The organism is Paenibacillus sp. JT22N7, assembly GCF_059383875.1.
Genome location: NZ_JBXENY010000007.1, coordinates 345,593 through 362,071 on the forward strand (window position 1 = coordinate 345,593; position 16,479 = coordinate 362,071).

Annotated in this window: 10 protein-coding genes and 2 pseudogenes; 4 read left to right on the forward strand and 8 right to left on the reverse strand. The window is 47.6% G+C overall.

Going from position 1 to position 16,479, the window contains the following annotated elements; all coding sequences use genetic code 11:
• Positions 1 to 16: 16 nt before the first annotated feature.
• The 3 genes from AC50Y5_RS20455 to AC50Y5_RS20465 all read right to left on the reverse strand — a co-directional run bounded on the left by AC50Y5_RS20455 (position 17) and on the right by AC50Y5_RS20465 (position 6,252).
• Positions 17 to 958, reverse strand: a complete 942-nt coding sequence (locus tag AC50Y5_RS20455) for a LysR family transcriptional regulator (protein ID WP_494863370.1) — start codon at positions 956 to 958, stop codon at positions 17 to 19.
• 298 nt (positions 959 to 1,256) lie between these two features.
• Positions 1,257 to 1,481 (reverse strand): hypothetical protein, encoded by a 225-nt coding sequence (locus AC50Y5_RS20460; protein WP_494863372.1) that lies wholly within the window; start codon positions 1,479 to 1,481, stop codon positions 1,257 to 1,259.
• 655 nt (positions 1,482 to 2,136) lie between these two features.
• Complete coding sequence (locus tag AC50Y5_RS20465) at positions 2,137 to 6,252, reverse strand: leucine-rich repeat protein (protein ID WP_494863374.1); 4,116 nt, start codon at positions 6,250 to 6,252, stop codon at positions 2,137 to 2,139.
• A 717-nt stretch (positions 6,253 to 6,969) separates the two neighbouring features.
• Here AC50Y5_RS20465 and AC50Y5_RS20470 point away from each other — a divergent pair.
• Positions 6,970 to 7,725 (forward strand): annotated as a pseudogene (locus tag AC50Y5_RS20470) (IS5 family transposase).
• A gap of 137 nt (positions 7,726 to 7,862) precedes the next feature.
• Here AC50Y5_RS20470 and AC50Y5_RS20475 read toward each other — a convergent pair.
• Positions 7,863 to 8,480: a TetR/AcrR family transcriptional regulator gene (locus AC50Y5_RS20475; RefSeq protein ID WP_056041024.1), complete on the reverse strand. Its 618-nt coding sequence runs from the start codon at positions 8,478 to 8,480 to the stop codon at positions 7,863 to 7,865.
• Positions 8,481 to 8,875: 395 nt separating this feature from the next.
• Here AC50Y5_RS20475 and AC50Y5_RS20480 point away from each other — a divergent pair, with 395 nt between their 5' ends.
• Positions 8,876 to 9,808, forward strand: a complete 933-nt coding sequence (locus AC50Y5_RS20480) for an alpha/beta hydrolase family protein (RefSeq protein ID WP_494863377.1) — start codon at positions 8,876 to 8,878, stop codon at positions 9,806 to 9,808.
• 170 nt (positions 9,809 to 9,978) lie between these two features.
• Positions 9,979 to 11,076, forward strand: a pseudogene (locus AC50Y5_RS20485) (DHA2 family efflux MFS transporter permease subunit).
• A 745-nt stretch (positions 11,077 to 11,821) separates the two neighbouring features.
• Here the strand turns inward: AC50Y5_RS20485 and AC50Y5_RS20490 are convergent.
• Complete coding sequence (locus AC50Y5_RS20490; protein ID WP_494863379.1) at positions 11,822 to 12,673, reverse strand: TrmH family RNA methyltransferase; 852 nt, start codon at positions 12,671 to 12,673, stop codon at positions 11,822 to 11,824.
• Between the two features lie 9 nt (positions 12,674 to 12,682).
• The gene (locus tag AC50Y5_RS20495; protein WP_056041014.1) at positions 12,683 to 13,348 is read right to left on the reverse strand and encodes a potassium channel family protein; all 666 of its coding nucleotides are present in this window, start codon (positions 13,346 to 13,348) and stop codon (positions 12,683 to 12,685) included.
• Positions 13,349 to 13,543: 195 nt separating this feature from the next.
• Between AC50Y5_RS20495 and sspI the strand changes: the two genes are divergently transcribed.
• On the forward strand, positions 13,544 to 13,774 hold the full coding sequence (gene sspI, locus AC50Y5_RS20500) for a small acid-soluble spore protein SspI (RefSeq protein WP_056041012.1): 231 nt from the start codon (positions 13,544 to 13,546) through the stop codon (positions 13,772 to 13,774).
• A gap of 6 nt (positions 13,775 to 13,780) precedes the next feature.
• On the opposite strand, the gene AC50Y5_RS20505 is transcribed toward sspI, so the two are convergent.
• Together AC50Y5_RS20505 and AC50Y5_RS20510 are read right to left on the reverse strand one after the other, a co-directional pair.
• On the reverse strand, positions 13,781 to 15,040 hold the full coding sequence (locus tag AC50Y5_RS20505; protein WP_494863382.1) for an alpha-D-ribose 1-methylphosphonate 5-triphosphate diphosphatase: 1,260 nt from the start codon (positions 15,038 to 15,040) through the stop codon (positions 13,781 to 13,783).
• Between the two features lie 248 nt (positions 15,041 to 15,288).
• Positions 15,289 to 16,392, reverse strand: coding sequence for a M24 family metallopeptidase (locus tag AC50Y5_RS20510; RefSeq protein ID WP_494863384.1), 1,104 nt, complete (start codon positions 16,390 to 16,392; stop codon positions 15,289 to 15,291).
• Between the last annotated feature and the right edge of the window lie 87 nt (positions 16,393 to 16,479).

A 16,479-nucleotide genomic window follows, 5' to 3' on the forward strand; every position in this document is an offset into this window, starting at 1 on the left:
ATACAAAAGGATGGGCTCAAGCGAGCTCATCCTTTTGTTTAATGATCGGATAGCCGAAATCCGTAATGACCGTTTTGAGCTTCAGAACGTAGGCGGCGGCCAGCTGGCTCAAACTCGCCTTCTGATTCACGATATAACCTACCTGTATGCTCTCGTCCGTACGAAGCCTTACGGATTTGATTTGCTCCCCGTTAAGATCCTTATTCAGTACGCCCGAGCTAATGGTATAGCCATTGAGTCCGATCAGCAGGTTGAATAGCGTGGCGCGGTCACTAACCAGTATTTTCTTCTTGTACGTTCGTGTGCTGAGTATTTCCTCCGCGAAGTAAAAGGAATTATATTCGCCTTGCTCAAAGGCCAAACACGGGAAGTCATCCAAATCTTCGATGTCCAGCAGCTCCTTGGAGGCAAGTGGATGCTCCTCACTAATGAATACGTGCGCTTCCGCTTGGAACAGTGGATGGAATCGCAGCTCGTTGTCCTTTAATATCTTCTGAATCACCTTTCGGTTGAAGTCGCTCATATAGATGATTCCGAGCTCACTTCTCATATTCCGTACGTCTTCGATAATCTCGTGAGTGCGTGTTTCGCGTAGCGTGCACTCGTACTCGTCCACATTAAGCTCCTTCAGCAGTCCGACGAAAGCCTGCACAGAGAAGGCGTAATGCTGTGTTGAGATCGAGAACAGCTTCTTCGAAGGCTTACGATTCATGTACCGCTGCTCGAGAAGCTCGGCTTGCTCCACGACTTGCCTAGCGTAGGATAAAAACTCCGCTCCGTCGCTTGATAGTACGATTCCCTTGGACGATCGAAGGAAAATCTCAATACCGGCTTCCATCTCAATTTCTTTCACCGCGTTGGACAAGCTCGGCTGCGAAATAAACAGCCTCTTTGCCGCTTCGCTTATGGAGCCGCTTCTAACGATGGTCAAAATATATTTTAATTGCTGCAAGGTCATTGGAATACTCCTTTAATCCAAAATTTAGCAAACTATCTCTGATACAGCAGAAAATTTTGATATTTACTCCCCACTAGATCGAGTACTTTTCATAACTTCCTTACATCGTAAACTGCCTATAAGAATAGAATATAGCATGATACCAATAAATTATACTTGGATATAGATTTAAGCTATAACCATGAAGGTCATGCCCCTTTTGTGAGTTGTAACTCACTTTGGCACTAAACTACTAGCTTTAAACGGCATTCTGTAACCTTCATTTGACACAAAATTTAATCATTTTTGGCACAAAGCGTTATTCTCTGTAATTAATTTCGGCACAATATTGGTGAAAAAAGCTTACACCTCCTAAATTATAAGTTTTTTGTTGGCTGTCAGAAGCAAATTCTCTTGTAATTGTCTTATTTAAAGACCAATCGAGTACGTACTGTTCGGATAAAGAAAGTGAATGTGTTTCCTCTATGTGTGTTAAATACTGTTTTTTTTCATCATGTGGTAAAATCCCACATGCCATAAGCATGGCTCTGCGACTCCAAGGATCTAACGTAGAGAATTGATCCTTTATCTCTCTCCTCATGCCCCGCTGTTCTACCAAATGCTTTGAACTTTTTCGTAAAGCTGCCTACCGTGATACTCGATAAGACAGAGCAGATTGTCTCCGTTAAATACTTCAAAATCGAAAGGTACGGGTTTCTTGTAGAGGCAATCATCATATCTGTACTGACGAATGAAACTGAGCTGATGTTGAGGTGAGTCTCATTTAGAGCATGATTCAATCGCAATATAAAAACTTGGTAAGCCACCGTTATTTATGGAATGCATCATACAATCTTGATAAAACTTTGCACCATAATCTCCTCGCGCTTTTCAGTTTGAACTATCTCTACTGCACTCGACTTATCATACTATTAATTGGAACTAAACTCCCGCTTGTTTGGAACGGATCAAGTTCTGGTCATCGCAAAATAACAAGAACTTGCTCCGAAACTACAACAGCCCGAAGATCGTGGATTTCATTTAGACAATTTTCTTGTCAACCGACATTTCACACATATCTGCCAGTTACTTGTACGACAAAAAGGAGCTGCCACGAGGTAAGCTCCTTCACTATCGTTATACAGACGATTCTATGAATGAGTATCTCGATTAATTGTGGATTGATTACTTTGCTTGATTTAATCGATAAAATGCACATATTGCAGGAACCTTTTCAGTATAACCGCTGCCTGCGCCCTCGTTACATACTCCCTTGGGGCAAAGCGTCCGTCTACCATCCCTTTCATAATGCCGTCTTCCGATGCTCGGACTACCGCAGCTTGCGCCCATGAAGAAATGGAGTCTCGGTCCGTGAAAGCATCCAGATGGCCTCCCTCTTGCCCTTCGCTACCGGTTCCATGGCTGGTGAAGGTTAAGGCGCCAGCAATCACTACGGCCATTTGCTCGCGGGTAATTGGGTCGTTAGGCGCAAAACGGCCGGCACCGATGCCGCTAATCAGCCCGCTATCCACCGCCGCATTTACTGCAGATGCATACCATGCGGATGCAAGGACATCCGCAAAACGATCACCGCCCTCGCTCTCCTTCACGGATAGCCCTAGCGCACGAACGAGCAAGGCTGAGAATTCCGCTCGTGTAATGGTTCCCTCTGAGTCAAAACGGTCGGCTGCCACACCGTTCACCAGCAGCTTGGACGCCAGATGCTCCACATCCGCTTTCGCCCAGTGTCCGGTTAAATCGGCGAACGTTCGGGCTTGCACATTTACGACTGTGTACAAGCTGTTATGTGGCACGTTCAGAATCGCTTCGTTAGTGCCGTCTGGACCGGTTCCCATCTTTGCCGGAACAAAAACGACGGTTCCGTTTTCCGGGATATACTGAACGGCAACCAGGTTACGGTTTGTGATCTCTCGGTCCAACTTAATGGTCCGGATCGAGTACGATCCGCCATAGTCGCTCACCTCCAACATTTGCCCGTTTGCTTCGACCATCACCTTGTAGTCAATGACGTCGGCGAAAACAGAAAAACCTTGGGAAACGCCGATCCGATCGATCTCTTGTCGAATATGCTCGCCAGCCAGCACCTGTATGATGTTTACGGTCAAATTCGATATTTCCGCGTCAAGACGCTCCGACAAGCCGATCAGATCGATCGCGCTTAACCGCAATTGGTAGCTAGAATCCTTCAACCTCACCTCAATAATTGTATTAGGATTAGCTTTGACCATATCCGCGATCCAGTCACCCTGAAACTGTGCCTGTACCGCTTGCTCCCGATTGCCGATTGTAATGCTGACAAACGGTTCCATCGCATCTTTCAGGAGTTCCAGCACTTGCTCCCTCGTCCGTTCGGGGAGGATGACTTGCTCGATCACCGTGCCGTCCGAACGCTTGACTTGTTTGATGTCGGATAGATCGACAAGAATTGTAATCCCGCCATTCGGATCTAACTTCACAGTCGTCCCCGATGTGACCGGTCGATTGCCGTTATCCGACGAAGACGGGGTGGATATCCCAGTAACAGTGATGGTTTTCACTACTTCATTGCCTGCTTCGTCTAGGGCATAAACGGTATAGTCGCCGTTGGCAGTAGTGGTGAATTGAGGTATGGCCAAAATATCGGTTCCTTTCGTTCCGCCGGCAAAATCAACCCCACTAAGACTTCCAGGCAGCCAACGGAGCTGTGTCAGCTCATTTCCCGCAGCTCCGCCGTACACGCTTGCCATCACACTGATCGCTTTACGTTCCGATCCGTTCGGCGCAACCGTCAGGGCAACTTCGGGCGGTATCGCCACGATACGTATTCCGTTCGCGTCCGGTGCTACGTAAGTTAGCGAAGCCGGGCGTCCGCTGGAGGTGCGAACGATGCTTGCACCGTTCGGGAGCTCCAATGATGCAGCAACTTTAATTCCGTCAACATCCGCGAGCCCAGCAGGAACTTCGAATTCGAAAGTAAGTTTTGTCACTGCCTCGCCGCGCACTCCCATATATGGGGCATATACCGTCTGAGTGGCGGAATTGTCTCCAACTATGATCGGAACGACCGGTGTCCCTATCACGGTTACTTCATATCCGTAAAATACCGTAAAGCGAAGCGTGTCGCTCGTTCCGTACAAATCATTGGCCGATGCGGTTAGCACCATCCCCACCCAAGCGGCTTCAAATACCGCCATAGCATCGTTCAAACTGACAATAGCTTCATCCAAACGAGTCTGAGATTGATTTTCCGCATCGTCGGCAATAGCCTGCGCTGCATCTATCGCGGTCTGCAGGGCAGCGCGGTCTCCTGCTGTAGTCTGCCCTACATCCGTACCTTCTGGATGATCCGTCAACGCCTGCTGCGCCGCCGTGATCGCCGCCCCCAGCGCCGTTGGAGCACCCGCTTGTATAACAGCAGCATTAAAGACTTGAACCGCTGAATTTAATTGGTTAACAGCAGTATCCAGTTGATCCTGCGTGTAATTGCCTGCGTTATCGAGAATCTGCTGCGCCGCATCCATCGCAGTTTCGAGCGCGGTGCGAGTTCCTGCCGAAGTCTGCCCTACATCCGTACCTTGCGGATGATCCGTCAACGCCTGCTGCGCCGCTGTGATCGCCGCCCCCAGCGCCGTTGGAATGCCCGCTTGTATAACAGCGGCATTAAAGACTTGAACCGCTGAATTTAACTGGTTAACTGCCGTATCCAGTTGATCCTGCGTGTAATTGCCCGCGTTATCAAGTATCTGCTGCGCCGCATAGGACGCGGTCTGCAGTGCGGTGCGCGCCCCCGCTGACGCCTGCCCCACGTTCTCCCCTTGCGGATGATCCGTCAACGCCTGCTGCGCAACCGTGATCGCCACGCCAAGCGCCGTCTGAATGCCCGTTTGAAGAACGGCGGCATTAAAGACTTGAACCGCTGAATTTAACTGGTTAATAGCAGTATCCAGTTGATCCTGCGTGTAATTGCCTGCGTTATCGAGAATCTGCTGCGCCGCATTGGTTGCGGACTGCAGTGCGGTGCGCGTTCCCGCTGACACCTGCCCCACGTTCTCCCCTTGCGGATGATCCGTCAACGCCTGCTGCGCCGCCGTGATCGCCGCCCCCAGCGCCGTTGGAATGCCCGCTTGTATAACAGCGGCATTGAAGACTTGAACCGCTGAATTTAATTGGTTAACAGCAGTATCCAGTTGATCCTGCGTGTAATTGCCCGCGTTATTGAGAATCTGCTGTGCCGCATTGGTTGCGGACTGCAGTGCGGTGCGCGCCCCCACTGACGCCTGCCCCACGTTCTCCCCTTGCGGATGATCCGTCAACGCCTGCTGTGCCGCCGCGATCGCCGCTGCCAACGCCGCGGGATTGCCGGCCTGGACAATTTGCGCATTGAATGCCGCGATTGAAGAGGCCAGAGGAGTTGCGGCGTTAGCCAGGTCGGAGGCGATGGAGGCATTACCGATTCCGTCGATAAAAAGCATGGCTGCGTCATAGTCTGCCGATAAGTCGTTGTAGGCATTGGTCGAAACTTGTCCTACGCTGGTGCCTACCAGGTAACTTTTCAACAACGACTTGGCGCTAGAGACCGCTTGAAATAACGCCGTTCCGTCCACAAACGTATGTCCGTTGCTCGACGCATAAACGGCTACGGGAGAATTCGCAATTCCGAATATTTTCAGATTGCCCGGATTACCCGCAAATACACCTGTCCCAAAAGTTGTTGCATTGCCTAACACAGTTATGCTTGTTAAGTTGTTATTATAGAATGAACTACTGGCGACATTCGTTACGCTGGCCGGGATGACAAGTTTCGTAATGTGATTGGTGTCGAAAGCCCCGCCATTAATCGTCTTCAAATTTTCCGATAATTTAATCGATGTCAAATTATTCATATAAAAAGAATAGTTGCCGATCGTCGTCACACTATCTGGAAAAACGACTGTTGTAAGCGGATTGTTCTCGAATGCGCTGGCGCCGATCGTTAACAAACTGTCTGGAAGGTCTATGGAAGTAAGGCCAGTATAACGGAATCCATACGTTTGAATTACCTTCACGTTGTTCGGAATCACGACGCTCGTAATTTTAGGTTTGCCTGTACCGTACGTATCAAATGCTGATCTCCCAATTTCGGTTACCGTCGTACCTGCGTACTCAGCGGGAATAACCACATTCAGATCCGTACCCCTGTAGTCCGTGACCGTTGCGCCATTGGAACCGATTGTAAAAGTAAAATCGTTCTCAGCTGCATAAACAGGTAGAATCTGCGAGAATGAAGTCCCGAACGTAAATAATGCAATTAATAGACATAAGACTGATTTTTTCATGATTTTTCTCCTTTACTATAACTTGAAGTGAGATGACGAAGAGTAGAAAATTGTCGGATGAGTGGGATAGGGATAGGTTTCTGCAACTGGATGGCAACTACATTTGATTATAACTAAGGCTAATAAAAGAATAATGAAAAAATCAGCCAATTTCGCGCAGTATCAATACTTACGAGTTTTTGACGTTTTTGTAAAGTCGGTTTTGAAAAATGCCGTAATATCTAAAAGTGATATTGGAGGGTCTCTTGGGGTATTTTTGGCGAACGAACGAGAGGAAATCGGAGTCGGGATGGTCAGGCAAATTAGTGTCTCAACGAGGCGATGTGAAGCATTCGGCAATCGGTTGCATGCTGTCGTCGATCCAGCCAACGCCAAATGACAAGAACTTGAGCGTATAACTAAAAAAGATCGTGATTTACGGACATTATTTAGAAAATATTCTTATCATCTGACAATGAGTCATGTGACTAGGTCAGGAATCTTTTTCTTTCCTCATGGAGGTAGAACAAGGAGCAAGATCACCGTGGATCTTGCTCCTTGTTTGTTGTGTTTTTGTCCGTTGAAAATAATATTATGTTGGTTATAAAAATATCCCGATGTACCAAGGCTTTAAGTCACATCGGGACTGACTAAGTTGTGACAAATTTACGTTCCTAGGACGTGTCTGAAAACTAAAGAACTTTGTGTTATGATTTGAGAAAAACGATTGGAGCATTAATCATGATACAAAGGCGGTATGAACTTAGCGATGAACAATGGGAACAAATTAAGGATATGTTCCCTCCCTATCAAACAGGACGTCCGTCAAAATTAAGCAATCGCATCATGTTTAATGCCATTCTTTGGATCGCTCGTAGCGGTGCTGCTTGGCGTGATTTGCCAGAAGAACGTTACGGTTCATGGAAAACAGTCTATAGTCGTTTCTGTAAATGGAGAGATACGATTACTTGTTGCTATCTTCCAAGCGCTTCAAGTAGAAGCGGATTTTGAAAACTTGAGCATTGATTCTACATCAGTTAAAGCCCATCAACACAGTGCCGGTGCTAAAAAAACGCAGAAGGACACGAAGTAAATCAGCACATTGGCATCATTCGTGGTGGAAAGACAACCAAACTTCATACTTTAGTCGATGGCTTAGGAAATCCCCTCGCTTTTCTTCTGACGGGTGGTCAAGTCTATGATTCCACTCCAGCGATAGATTTACTCCAAGAATTTAATATTACGGGAAGCCACATTCTTGGCGACAAAGCGTATGGCTCTGAAGCGATTCGGAATTGGATTACGGCCAGACAGGCATCCTATATCATTCCGCCTAAATCAAATAGTCGAAATCCATGGAAAGTGGATTGGTATTTGTACAAAGAACGACACTTAGTGGAGTGCTTTTTCAATAAAATCAAACATTTTCGCAATCTGACGCGGAAATGGTCAGGATCTAGCGTCGTAAGTTCGTTATGCTTGCGTAACTCTTAATCGAACTCTTTGTCCCCATGCTCGTCCGTACTCCCGTATCCCTTCATAGAGCGCATTAGCAAACCTTTACCGGTCAGGGGCCGTAAAGGTTCACTAATCAATTCATCGCAAACACAATCAAAAATCTTGTCGAGGTGTTAAAGGTTCGCACGGAAACGCAACCCATCGATGAGAAGAGAAACAATATTTTTTACATGCTCTATATCACCATTGTTGTTTACTGACGTACAAAGGCTCGCAACCGCCCACAACAATTCGTCTGGCGTAATTTCAGTACGTACTTCATTAGCAGTTGTTGCTCTTTCAATCAAAATCTTCAGAGCAGGGCTTAATTCCTCTACAAAACAGATAGGTAAAGTTTCGTATGCTGGATCGTTAGAATGTAGAGCTGCCGCGAGTCCACGTTTAGTCGCTATGAACTCCAAATAGCGCAACATCCATCGTTCTAGTGCCTCAACAGGTTTATATTTATCGGCTAAGTCTATCGCAGCATCTGCGCAAGCATCAATCTCCTGACGAAAAACAGCTTCAATTAAATCAGAGCGTTGTGGAAAATGACGGTAAACAGTTCCTACTCCAACGCCAGCCTTTTCCGCAATCTCTCGAACAGGAGCGTCTACCCCTGAAGTTGCAAACACTGTCATTGCTGTTTGGAGCAAAGCATTAATGTTGCGCTGTGCGTCGGCACGCACGTATCGAGTTGTTTGCTGTCGAGGCTCTAATCCATCACTTCGATCTTCCGTTTTATCGTTCATTTAAGTAATATCCCCCATTAGTAAGTTCTATATCCCAATAAATATAATATAACACTAAATTGACTGCACTGAATATTCTGATGTGCAACAGTCATGACCATTACTTCAAATAGTTTAAGAAATATTAATATATTCGAATTTGATAGTGATGAAGACCCACAAAGTGCCTTTCTCCACTTTTTTAATATTGTCGCATATTCAAAAACATCATGGGTAATAGAAACTCAATAATTAGTAACTATTTTTCATCAGAAGAGAATTATCATAAACCTCTTGTAAACGGAACAATATTCCGTATATAATAGGAACGCGGTTCCGTTTATGCCCGACTATAGCAGAACAAAGGCGGATTCGCAAATATTAAAGATTAGAAGAGAAGGGACGGAATATTTATTATGAAAATCAATATGAACGCACCCTCTACCATCGCCTCTGTGAAGTCGATAGTGCTAGAATCCCTAGGTCGTGGCGAGGATTTGTTAGTAAAAGTATCAGCGCCAACGACCGGTCGAGACTTACCTATCATTGTTTTCTCACATGGTTCTGGCTCATCGTTGGATGGTTACGGCCCCTTGGTTGACTTCTGGGCTGCACACGGCTTCGCGGTCATACAACCCACCCATCTCGACTCGAGGACAGCGGGTCTCCCTAAGGACGATCCCCGCATACCTGGGATCTGGCGTTCCCGAGTCGAAGACATGAAGCTGATTCTCGATCAGCTTGATCTTCTAGAATCTGCTGTTCCCGGTCTGAGCGGTCGCCTTGACCGAAGCCGCATCGCCACAGCCGGACACTCCTTCGGCGGCCAAACGGCGGGCAATCTTTTGGGCCTGCGAGTTCTCAACCCGAAGACCAAGAAGGAAGAGGACCTATCCGACTCGCGCATCAAAGCGGGTGTGCTGTTCGCCACCGCTGGGCAAGGTGGGGACAACCTGACACCGTTTGCGGCCGAGAAAATGCCGCACCTGAACGTGAGCTTCGAGCACATGACCACTCCTTCCCTTGTGATCATCGGGGACCAAGACTACATCCCGCAAAAGTATCAGCTGACCGTCCGCGGCCCGGAATGGATGGCAGACCCTTACTTCTTAAGCCCGGGAGCCGAGAGCCTGCTCACCCTCTTCGGTGCAGAACACTCACTTGGCGGAATCTCAGGTTACGAGGTTAAGGAAACAACGGATGAAAACCCAGAACAAGTCGCTTTGATCCAGCGGGTCACATGGGCTTATCTTCGTCATGCGCTCGATATTGAACATGACAGCTGGTCGGCAGTTAAAAAGTCCTTGTCAGAAGATAACAATCCAGTCGGTCGAATTGAATCCAAGTAAGTTCTAATAAGCCCTAGACTCGCTCCTTTACCAGCCTCTCACTGGCAAAGGAGCATAACTACTGTACGTCTATAATGTAAAGGATAATATACAGCAAGGGTGGCATGACATATATGGTAAATAAACGATCTGTCCAGCAAATCAATCGAATAGGCATCGTGGCAGTTCTCATGCTGGGAACGTTTATTGCAACTCTCAATCAAACGTTAATGACTACAGCGCTGCCACATCTCATGCAAAGTTTTCATATTACACAGAATACGGCGCAATGGCTAACCACGGCATTCATGTTAGTAAGTGGTATTATGATTCCGATAACAGCTTTTTTAATACAAAGATTCTCGACGCGATCATTATTTTTTACAGCTATGGGTCTCTTTGGGTTAGGTACTTTAATCTGTGCGACTACTCCAGATTTCTCGTTCTTGTTGACTGGACGAATTGTCTAAGCTTTAGGCGCGGGTATTATCATGCCACTTCTATTTGTTATATTTCCAAAAGAACAACGGGGAACGGCTATGGGAATTTTAGGCCTCGTTATTGCATTTTCACCGGCAATTGGTCCATCCCTGTCCGGTTGGATTATTGACCATTATCAATGGAACGTGCTATTTGAAATCCTTTTACCGATTGTTCTATTCGTTTTGATTGCTGCTTATTTCATATTAAGGAATGTAACCGAAAGCACTTCTCCAAAGTTTGATATGTTGTCTATCATTTTATCTTCACTTGGCTTCGGTGGCTTGCTATACGGGTTTAGCATTGCGGGAACGGCTGGTTGGGGCAGTTACTCATTTATACTAACAATAATTGGTGCTTTGATCGTTCTAGTTTGGTTTATTATTCTACAATTAATATTAGAACGACCCATACTCGAGTTTAGAATATTCCAATACAAAGTATTTTCTTTGGCTATGACCCTTGTCGCTATTATTTTTATTGTTTTTATCGGTGGCATGACCATGCTACCTATCTACACACAAAAAATGCTGGGGTATTCCGCTTTGGAATCTGGATTGATGTTGATGCCCGGCGGGATTGTCATGGGAATCCTGTCACCAGTCGCAGGAAGAATATATGACAGAGTTGGTCCTAAATGGCTTTCCATCTGCGGGCTAGGTATCGGAAATAAGTGCCCAGGTACTCCTGTTTATACGGTCAGCTCCATCGGCAAACACAATTTCAAGCCCTTTATAGTCGAATTCATTACCCAAAGTCTGGAATGTCTAATTTATTTATTTGATAGTGAACTCCCTCGTTCAGCATAGTTAGGCAATATTTAAACCTGCTCTTAAGACTATATTAACTTCATTATGCTTTAAATATAAGAAAAATAATTTTTTCCTAGTATATCCTCTAATGGAATACTTGACTGTGTTGTTGACGATTGATAAAAATTAATTTATGAACAGTAGTGCTTATATCTTCCTCTGAAGAAGTTAACAGCTGTCTTAAAACCGAGTCTACAAGGCAAATTAAAATTGCAATTTGTTATATTTATCAAGATCATTCACCTCTCTGCTCTTCATTAGTTTAAAATCGATGAAATCTAATATACTTCTTTGATCAATTATATTGAGCTTTCTATACATAGATAAAAGACTTCCTTCCTGTGCAGTAAGTGAATTCACTTAAATTACCCTGTGAGATTCCGAGGGCTGCTGAAAACTCAACTTGGCTTTGATTAAGTAATTTACGATAAGCTCTAATTTTTTCTCCGATCATAACAAGTTCACCCTTTCTTTACTGTTCCCCTAAACAATCGTGCAAAAACTAAATAAGCACCCGGATTATCTCAATCTATAGTAAAAAAAATCATAGGGTCTAAAAAGGATATTTATTATCAATTATTTTCAAAATCCACAAAATCATTCACTAACAAAATGGCAGAAAACCCTTACGTATCAAGGACTTTTCTGCCACAAAGTTGTCTCACTATGATGTTATAAGAAGTCTCAAACTATCATATAATTAGTCTCAAAATATGTTATAACTCACAAATGACCTAGAAACTTAAGCATACCGTCTCTGCCTCATCGCCTCATGCAGCAGCACGGTTGCCGCCATCGCCACATTCAGCGATTCCGCCCGTCCGTGCATCGGAATAATGACCGTCTCATCGGCTGCCTCAAGCGAGCTTGCAGACAGCCCTTCCGACTCATTGCCGAGCAGCAGCCAAGTCGGTGCAGTCCAATCATACGAATAGCAAGTATGCGACGCTTCGAGGCTCGTCCCAACCAGCGCAAAGCCGCGATCCTGCGCCGCAGGCAGCAGCTCCGTCAAGTCCGCCTCTATAATCGGCAAATGAAATAGCGAGCCCATCGTGGAGCGCACCGTTTTCGGATTGTACAGATCAGCGCAGCCTTTGCCCAGCACGACGCCATTGGCTCCAACCGCATCCGCGCTGCGAATAATCGTCCCGACATTGCCAGGGTCCCTTACCCCATCCAGTACAACGACCAATCCGTTAGCTGAAAATAAAGCATCATCCGCTGCTTCCAGCTTGCGCACGACAGCAAAAACCGGCGGCGGCGTATCCGTCCCCGAGCATTTTGCCATAACCGGCCGCGCCGCCTGAATCCATTCGACGCTGGCACCTATTCCCGCACTCTCCGCAGCACTGCCCGCATATCCGCTTCCGCGGCCACCCTGCTCCGCCATCTTCCGCAGCTCCTCCGGCAAGCCGCGCTCCGCATCGTACACAACCGCTTCGATTTCCGCTCCGGCGGCAAAAGCTTCCTGCACCAAATGAACGCCTTCAATGATGAACTTGCCGAGGCGGTCGCGGTATTTTTTGTCCAGCAGGGAAGCCCACTGCTTGACACGGTCATTTTGAATCGAGGTTAAAAGGCTATGATTGTTCATATTTATTAGTCAACCTTCCGAATAGGCAATTTCTAAATTGGATAAGTCTGAATTTTTCCCTACAATAACTAAAATATCGATATCGCGAATGAGATCATCCGCATATGGCGCAATGTTCATATTTGAACCCGTCTTGATCGCCATGACGTTGCATTTGAATTTGGCGCGAATGTCGAGCTGCTTTAAGCTTTTGCCAATCATCGCTTCAGGCGCTTTAATTTCAATGATGCTGTAATCCTCGGAAATTTCAATGTAGTCCAAAATGTTAGGCGAGATCAAATGATGCGCCACGCGCAGCCCCATATCCCGCTCTGGATATACAACCTTGTCTGCGCCGATTTTGCTAAGCACTTTGCCGTGCAGCTCATTTTGCGCCTTTACGATAATGACGCCAACCCCCATATCCTTCAAGATGAGGGTTGTCAAAATACTCGACTGAATATCCTGCCCGATCGCCACGACCACGACATCAAAATTGCGAAGGCCCAGCGCCCGCATCGCTTCCTCGTCGGTGGAGTCGGCAATGACGGCATGCGTCACATGATTGACCGCGTCCTGTACGCGATCCTCGCTCGTATCAATCGCCAGCACCTCAAAGCCCATTTCGGTGAGCGATGATGCGACGCTAAGACCGAAGCGGCCTATGCCAATGACGGCGTATTGTTTTTTCGGCAAAACGCAACTCTCCCTTCCTATATGTACGAAAATCTGCTATCGACCATTATAACACACGCACCCGTGCAGAATGAAAAAGTGCAGCTGCGGACATATTAATCAGGCACGCCAATTAGCAGGTTTTTAGCGGCCTCGCTTACCATGCGCAGGACCACTGCGGTTGCGCGTAATAACGACGACTTGGAGGGAATCCGGTTGGATAATCTGGATTTGCGTCAAGCCATTATAAGGCGGGTACACGATAAGCCGCTCAATGAATTAACCGAAGTGATCGAAAGCTCGATTGGCAATGACGAGCGTGCGCTTCCCGGACTCGGCGTTTTGTTCGAAATGATTTGGAAGCAAATCGACGAGCAGGAACAAGCCCGTCTGGTAACAGCGCTGCATACGCAGCTAGCACGATTCGCCCAGCCCGCCACGAATTAAAATGCTTTAACGGGTCAACGCGGTATACACCGTTTTGCCGCCAACGATTGTCCGTTTGACCCATGGATGGCCTTCATAACGATCAACAATAACAAGGTCTGCCGCTTTGCCCCGTTCCAGCGAGCCAACTTCACTTGCTATACCCAGCGCTTCAGCTGGAGCGAGCGTAGCTGTGCGAACTGCTGCGGGCAAAGCGGCTATTCCTTCATCCGCCAGCTTAAAAATCGCATGCAGCAGCGCCGACGGATGATAATCTGAGCAAATGATGTCTGCCGCACCCGCCCCAATCGCCTCAGCCGCCGATAGGTTTTTATCATGCGAGCCGCCGCGCACAATATTAGGCGCCCCTACACATACATGCAAGCCCTGCTGCACCGCATATAGAGCCGTTTCCAGCGTAATCGGAAATTCTGAAATACTGACGCCACAGCCCTTCAATTGATCGACTCGCTCGCTTGAATCATCATCATGCGAAGCGACCGATATGCCCCGCTGCACGGCCAGCTTCCCAAGCTCCTCTAATCCGGCCCAATCAATTTGGCGCCTATTTTCCATCAGCTCTGCTACGATGGCATTTACTTCATCGATGCTGACCGATTGATTTTTCATCACATAACGTTCGAACGAGCCTGGCTGCCTGTACTGCCCTTGGCCCGGCGAATGATCCATGAAGGACAAATAATCAATGGCACCTTCATCCACATAGCGCTTCACGATAGGCAAACCCGGCAAATACGAAATCTCGTATCTCAAATGAATTAGATTGCGCACGACAGAGCGCCGCTCGCGGTAGCTGCGAATGAGCTCCACCATCTGCGTCAGCAAATGCTCGCCCCTCAGACTAAGCCCAACGCCAAGCGATAACGAATGGTACATCGTCGTTATGCCATGCAGCGGAAGCTTGCGTTCAAATTCCAGCAGGGACATGCTTAGCGGGAACAGCGTATTTGGTCTGGGCTGCACCTCTTTTTCAATCGCATCACAGTGTATATCAATGAGTCCAGGCAGCACATAACAGCTCTCCTCTTCGATGATTTCAAGCGCTGCGTAGCCGCTATTTCCTACACCTCGTCCATCATGTTCATGCTCACCAACATTTTCAGCAAAGTCGCCATGCTGCGCTAGCCAGCTCTGTACCTGCTCTGCGCCAAGCAGCACTTCCTCTATGATGCCGTCCCTAACGATAACTGCCCCTTCCGCTACTGCATCCGGCAGCACGAGCTTCCCTTTAACCATCACAACCGATTGCCGCATCTCTGTCTTCATCTTGCACGCTCCCCTTTATAATTTTGCCAAAAATATAAAGTGATTATGTAGAAGCTACTAAGCTGTCAGACAAGCTTTATTAAAGCTTAACATACCATTTTTGCGTTCAATAACAAAGGGGTTGTCCCGTCCATGTGCAAGATCAATTGCAAGATCAATCACCAGGTGAAAAATAACAAAAAACCTCCTGCCATTCAACATGGCAAGAGGCTCTTATAAACCCATTCATCCTCCGGCAATATCGCAGATTACAAATGCTGAAGCTCCTTCGGAAAGCTCGTCAGCACCTGCGGCTTGCCATCGTCACCGATATAAATATCGTCTTCGATGCGGACGCCGCCAAGCCCCGGCACATAAATGCCCGGCTCTACGGTGAACAGCAGCCCCGTTTCAATCAGCGATTCATTGCTCCCGTGAACGGAAGGCAGCTCATGAATATCAATGCCGAAGCCATGCCCCACGCGGTGGGTGAAATATTCGCCATAGCCTCGTGAGGTAATGGCTTCGCGGGCAGCGCGATCGACTGCGGCGAGCGTCCTGCCAGCTTCTGCTGCCGCGATCCCTTGACGGTTCGCCGCCAGCACCGCGTCATAAATACGCGCCTGCTCGGCTGTACCTTCACCGATCACAAAGGTGCGCGTAATGTCCGAGCAATAACCGCCCTTGTACACGCCCATATCAATGAGCAGAAAATCATTTTCCTTCAGCCGATATTCGCCCGACCGGCCATGCGGCAATGCGGAGCGAGCTCCGCCCAGCACACTCGTCTCAAATGCAGGCTTATCGCCGCCCAGCACCCGAAGCCGATATTCTATCTCGGCGTTCAGCTCAAGCTCCGACACGCCAACAGCCGCCTTGGCTGCCGCTTCCTGCAGCACCTTCTCCGCAATTACGACTGCGGCGCGCACAAGCTCGATTTCCTCCGCCGACTTGCGAAGGCGCAAACGCATCAGCAGCGGCTCCACATCCCGGAATGCGGCCTTAGGAAATACTCCAGCCAGCTGCTCATAGGTTGCCACATTCAAATGCCGCTTTTCTATGCCGATTGCAGCCGCACTATTATCCGCCTCTTTGCCCAGCAGCTCGTAGGCATTGTCCGTATCCGATATCGCGACCAGCTTCGATACCATCGCCGCCTCGCTCGCACTCTCCTGATCCAAAGCCGGGACAAACAGCGTATATGTCGACTCCTTCGGGTTAATGAGCAGTCCCATAAAACGCTCATGCGGGTCGCTATGAAAGCCCGTCAAATAAAAAATACTGCCCGGCGACGTAACGAGCGCAGCCTCGATTCCAGCAGCCGAAAGCTCGGCGATCAAGCTTGATTTTCTAAGTTCATAGGGGTTATACACGTTTTACTCTCCTCCTCCATCTAGTGCACCAATTGCTAAATCCAATAGCTCTATCATACCTCAAATGAGCCTGAAACTGGAAGCGGA

Excerpts from the sequence above, each read along its gene's own strand:
- AC50Y5_RS20455 (WP_494863370.1), bottom strand. The coding sequence starts at position 958 with ATGACCTTGCAGCAATTAAAATATATTTTGACCATCGTTAGAAGCGGC.
- AC50Y5_RS20460 (WP_494863372.1), bottom strand. The coding sequence starts at position 1,481 with ATGCTTATGGCATGTGGGATTTTACCACATGATGAAAAAAAACAGTAT.
- AC50Y5_RS20465 (WP_494863374.1), bottom strand. The coding sequence starts at position 6,252 with ATGAAAAAATCAGTCTTATGTCTATTAATTGCATTATTTACGTTCGGG.
- AC50Y5_RS20475 (WP_056041024.1), bottom strand. The coding sequence starts at position 8,480 with ATGAACGATAAAACGGAAGATCGAAGTGATGGATTAGAGCCTCGACAG.
- AC50Y5_RS20480 (WP_494863377.1), top strand. The coding sequence starts at position 8,876 with ATGAAAATCAATATGAACGCACCCTCTACCATCGCCTCTGTGAAGTCG.
- AC50Y5_RS20490 (WP_494863379.1), bottom strand. The coding sequence starts at position 12,673 with ATGAACAATCATAGCCTTTTAACCTCGATTCAAAATGACCGTGTCAAG.
- AC50Y5_RS20505 (WP_494863382.1), bottom strand. The coding sequence starts at position 15,040 with ATGAAGACAGAGATGCGGCAATCGGTTGTGATGGTTAAAGGGAAGCTC.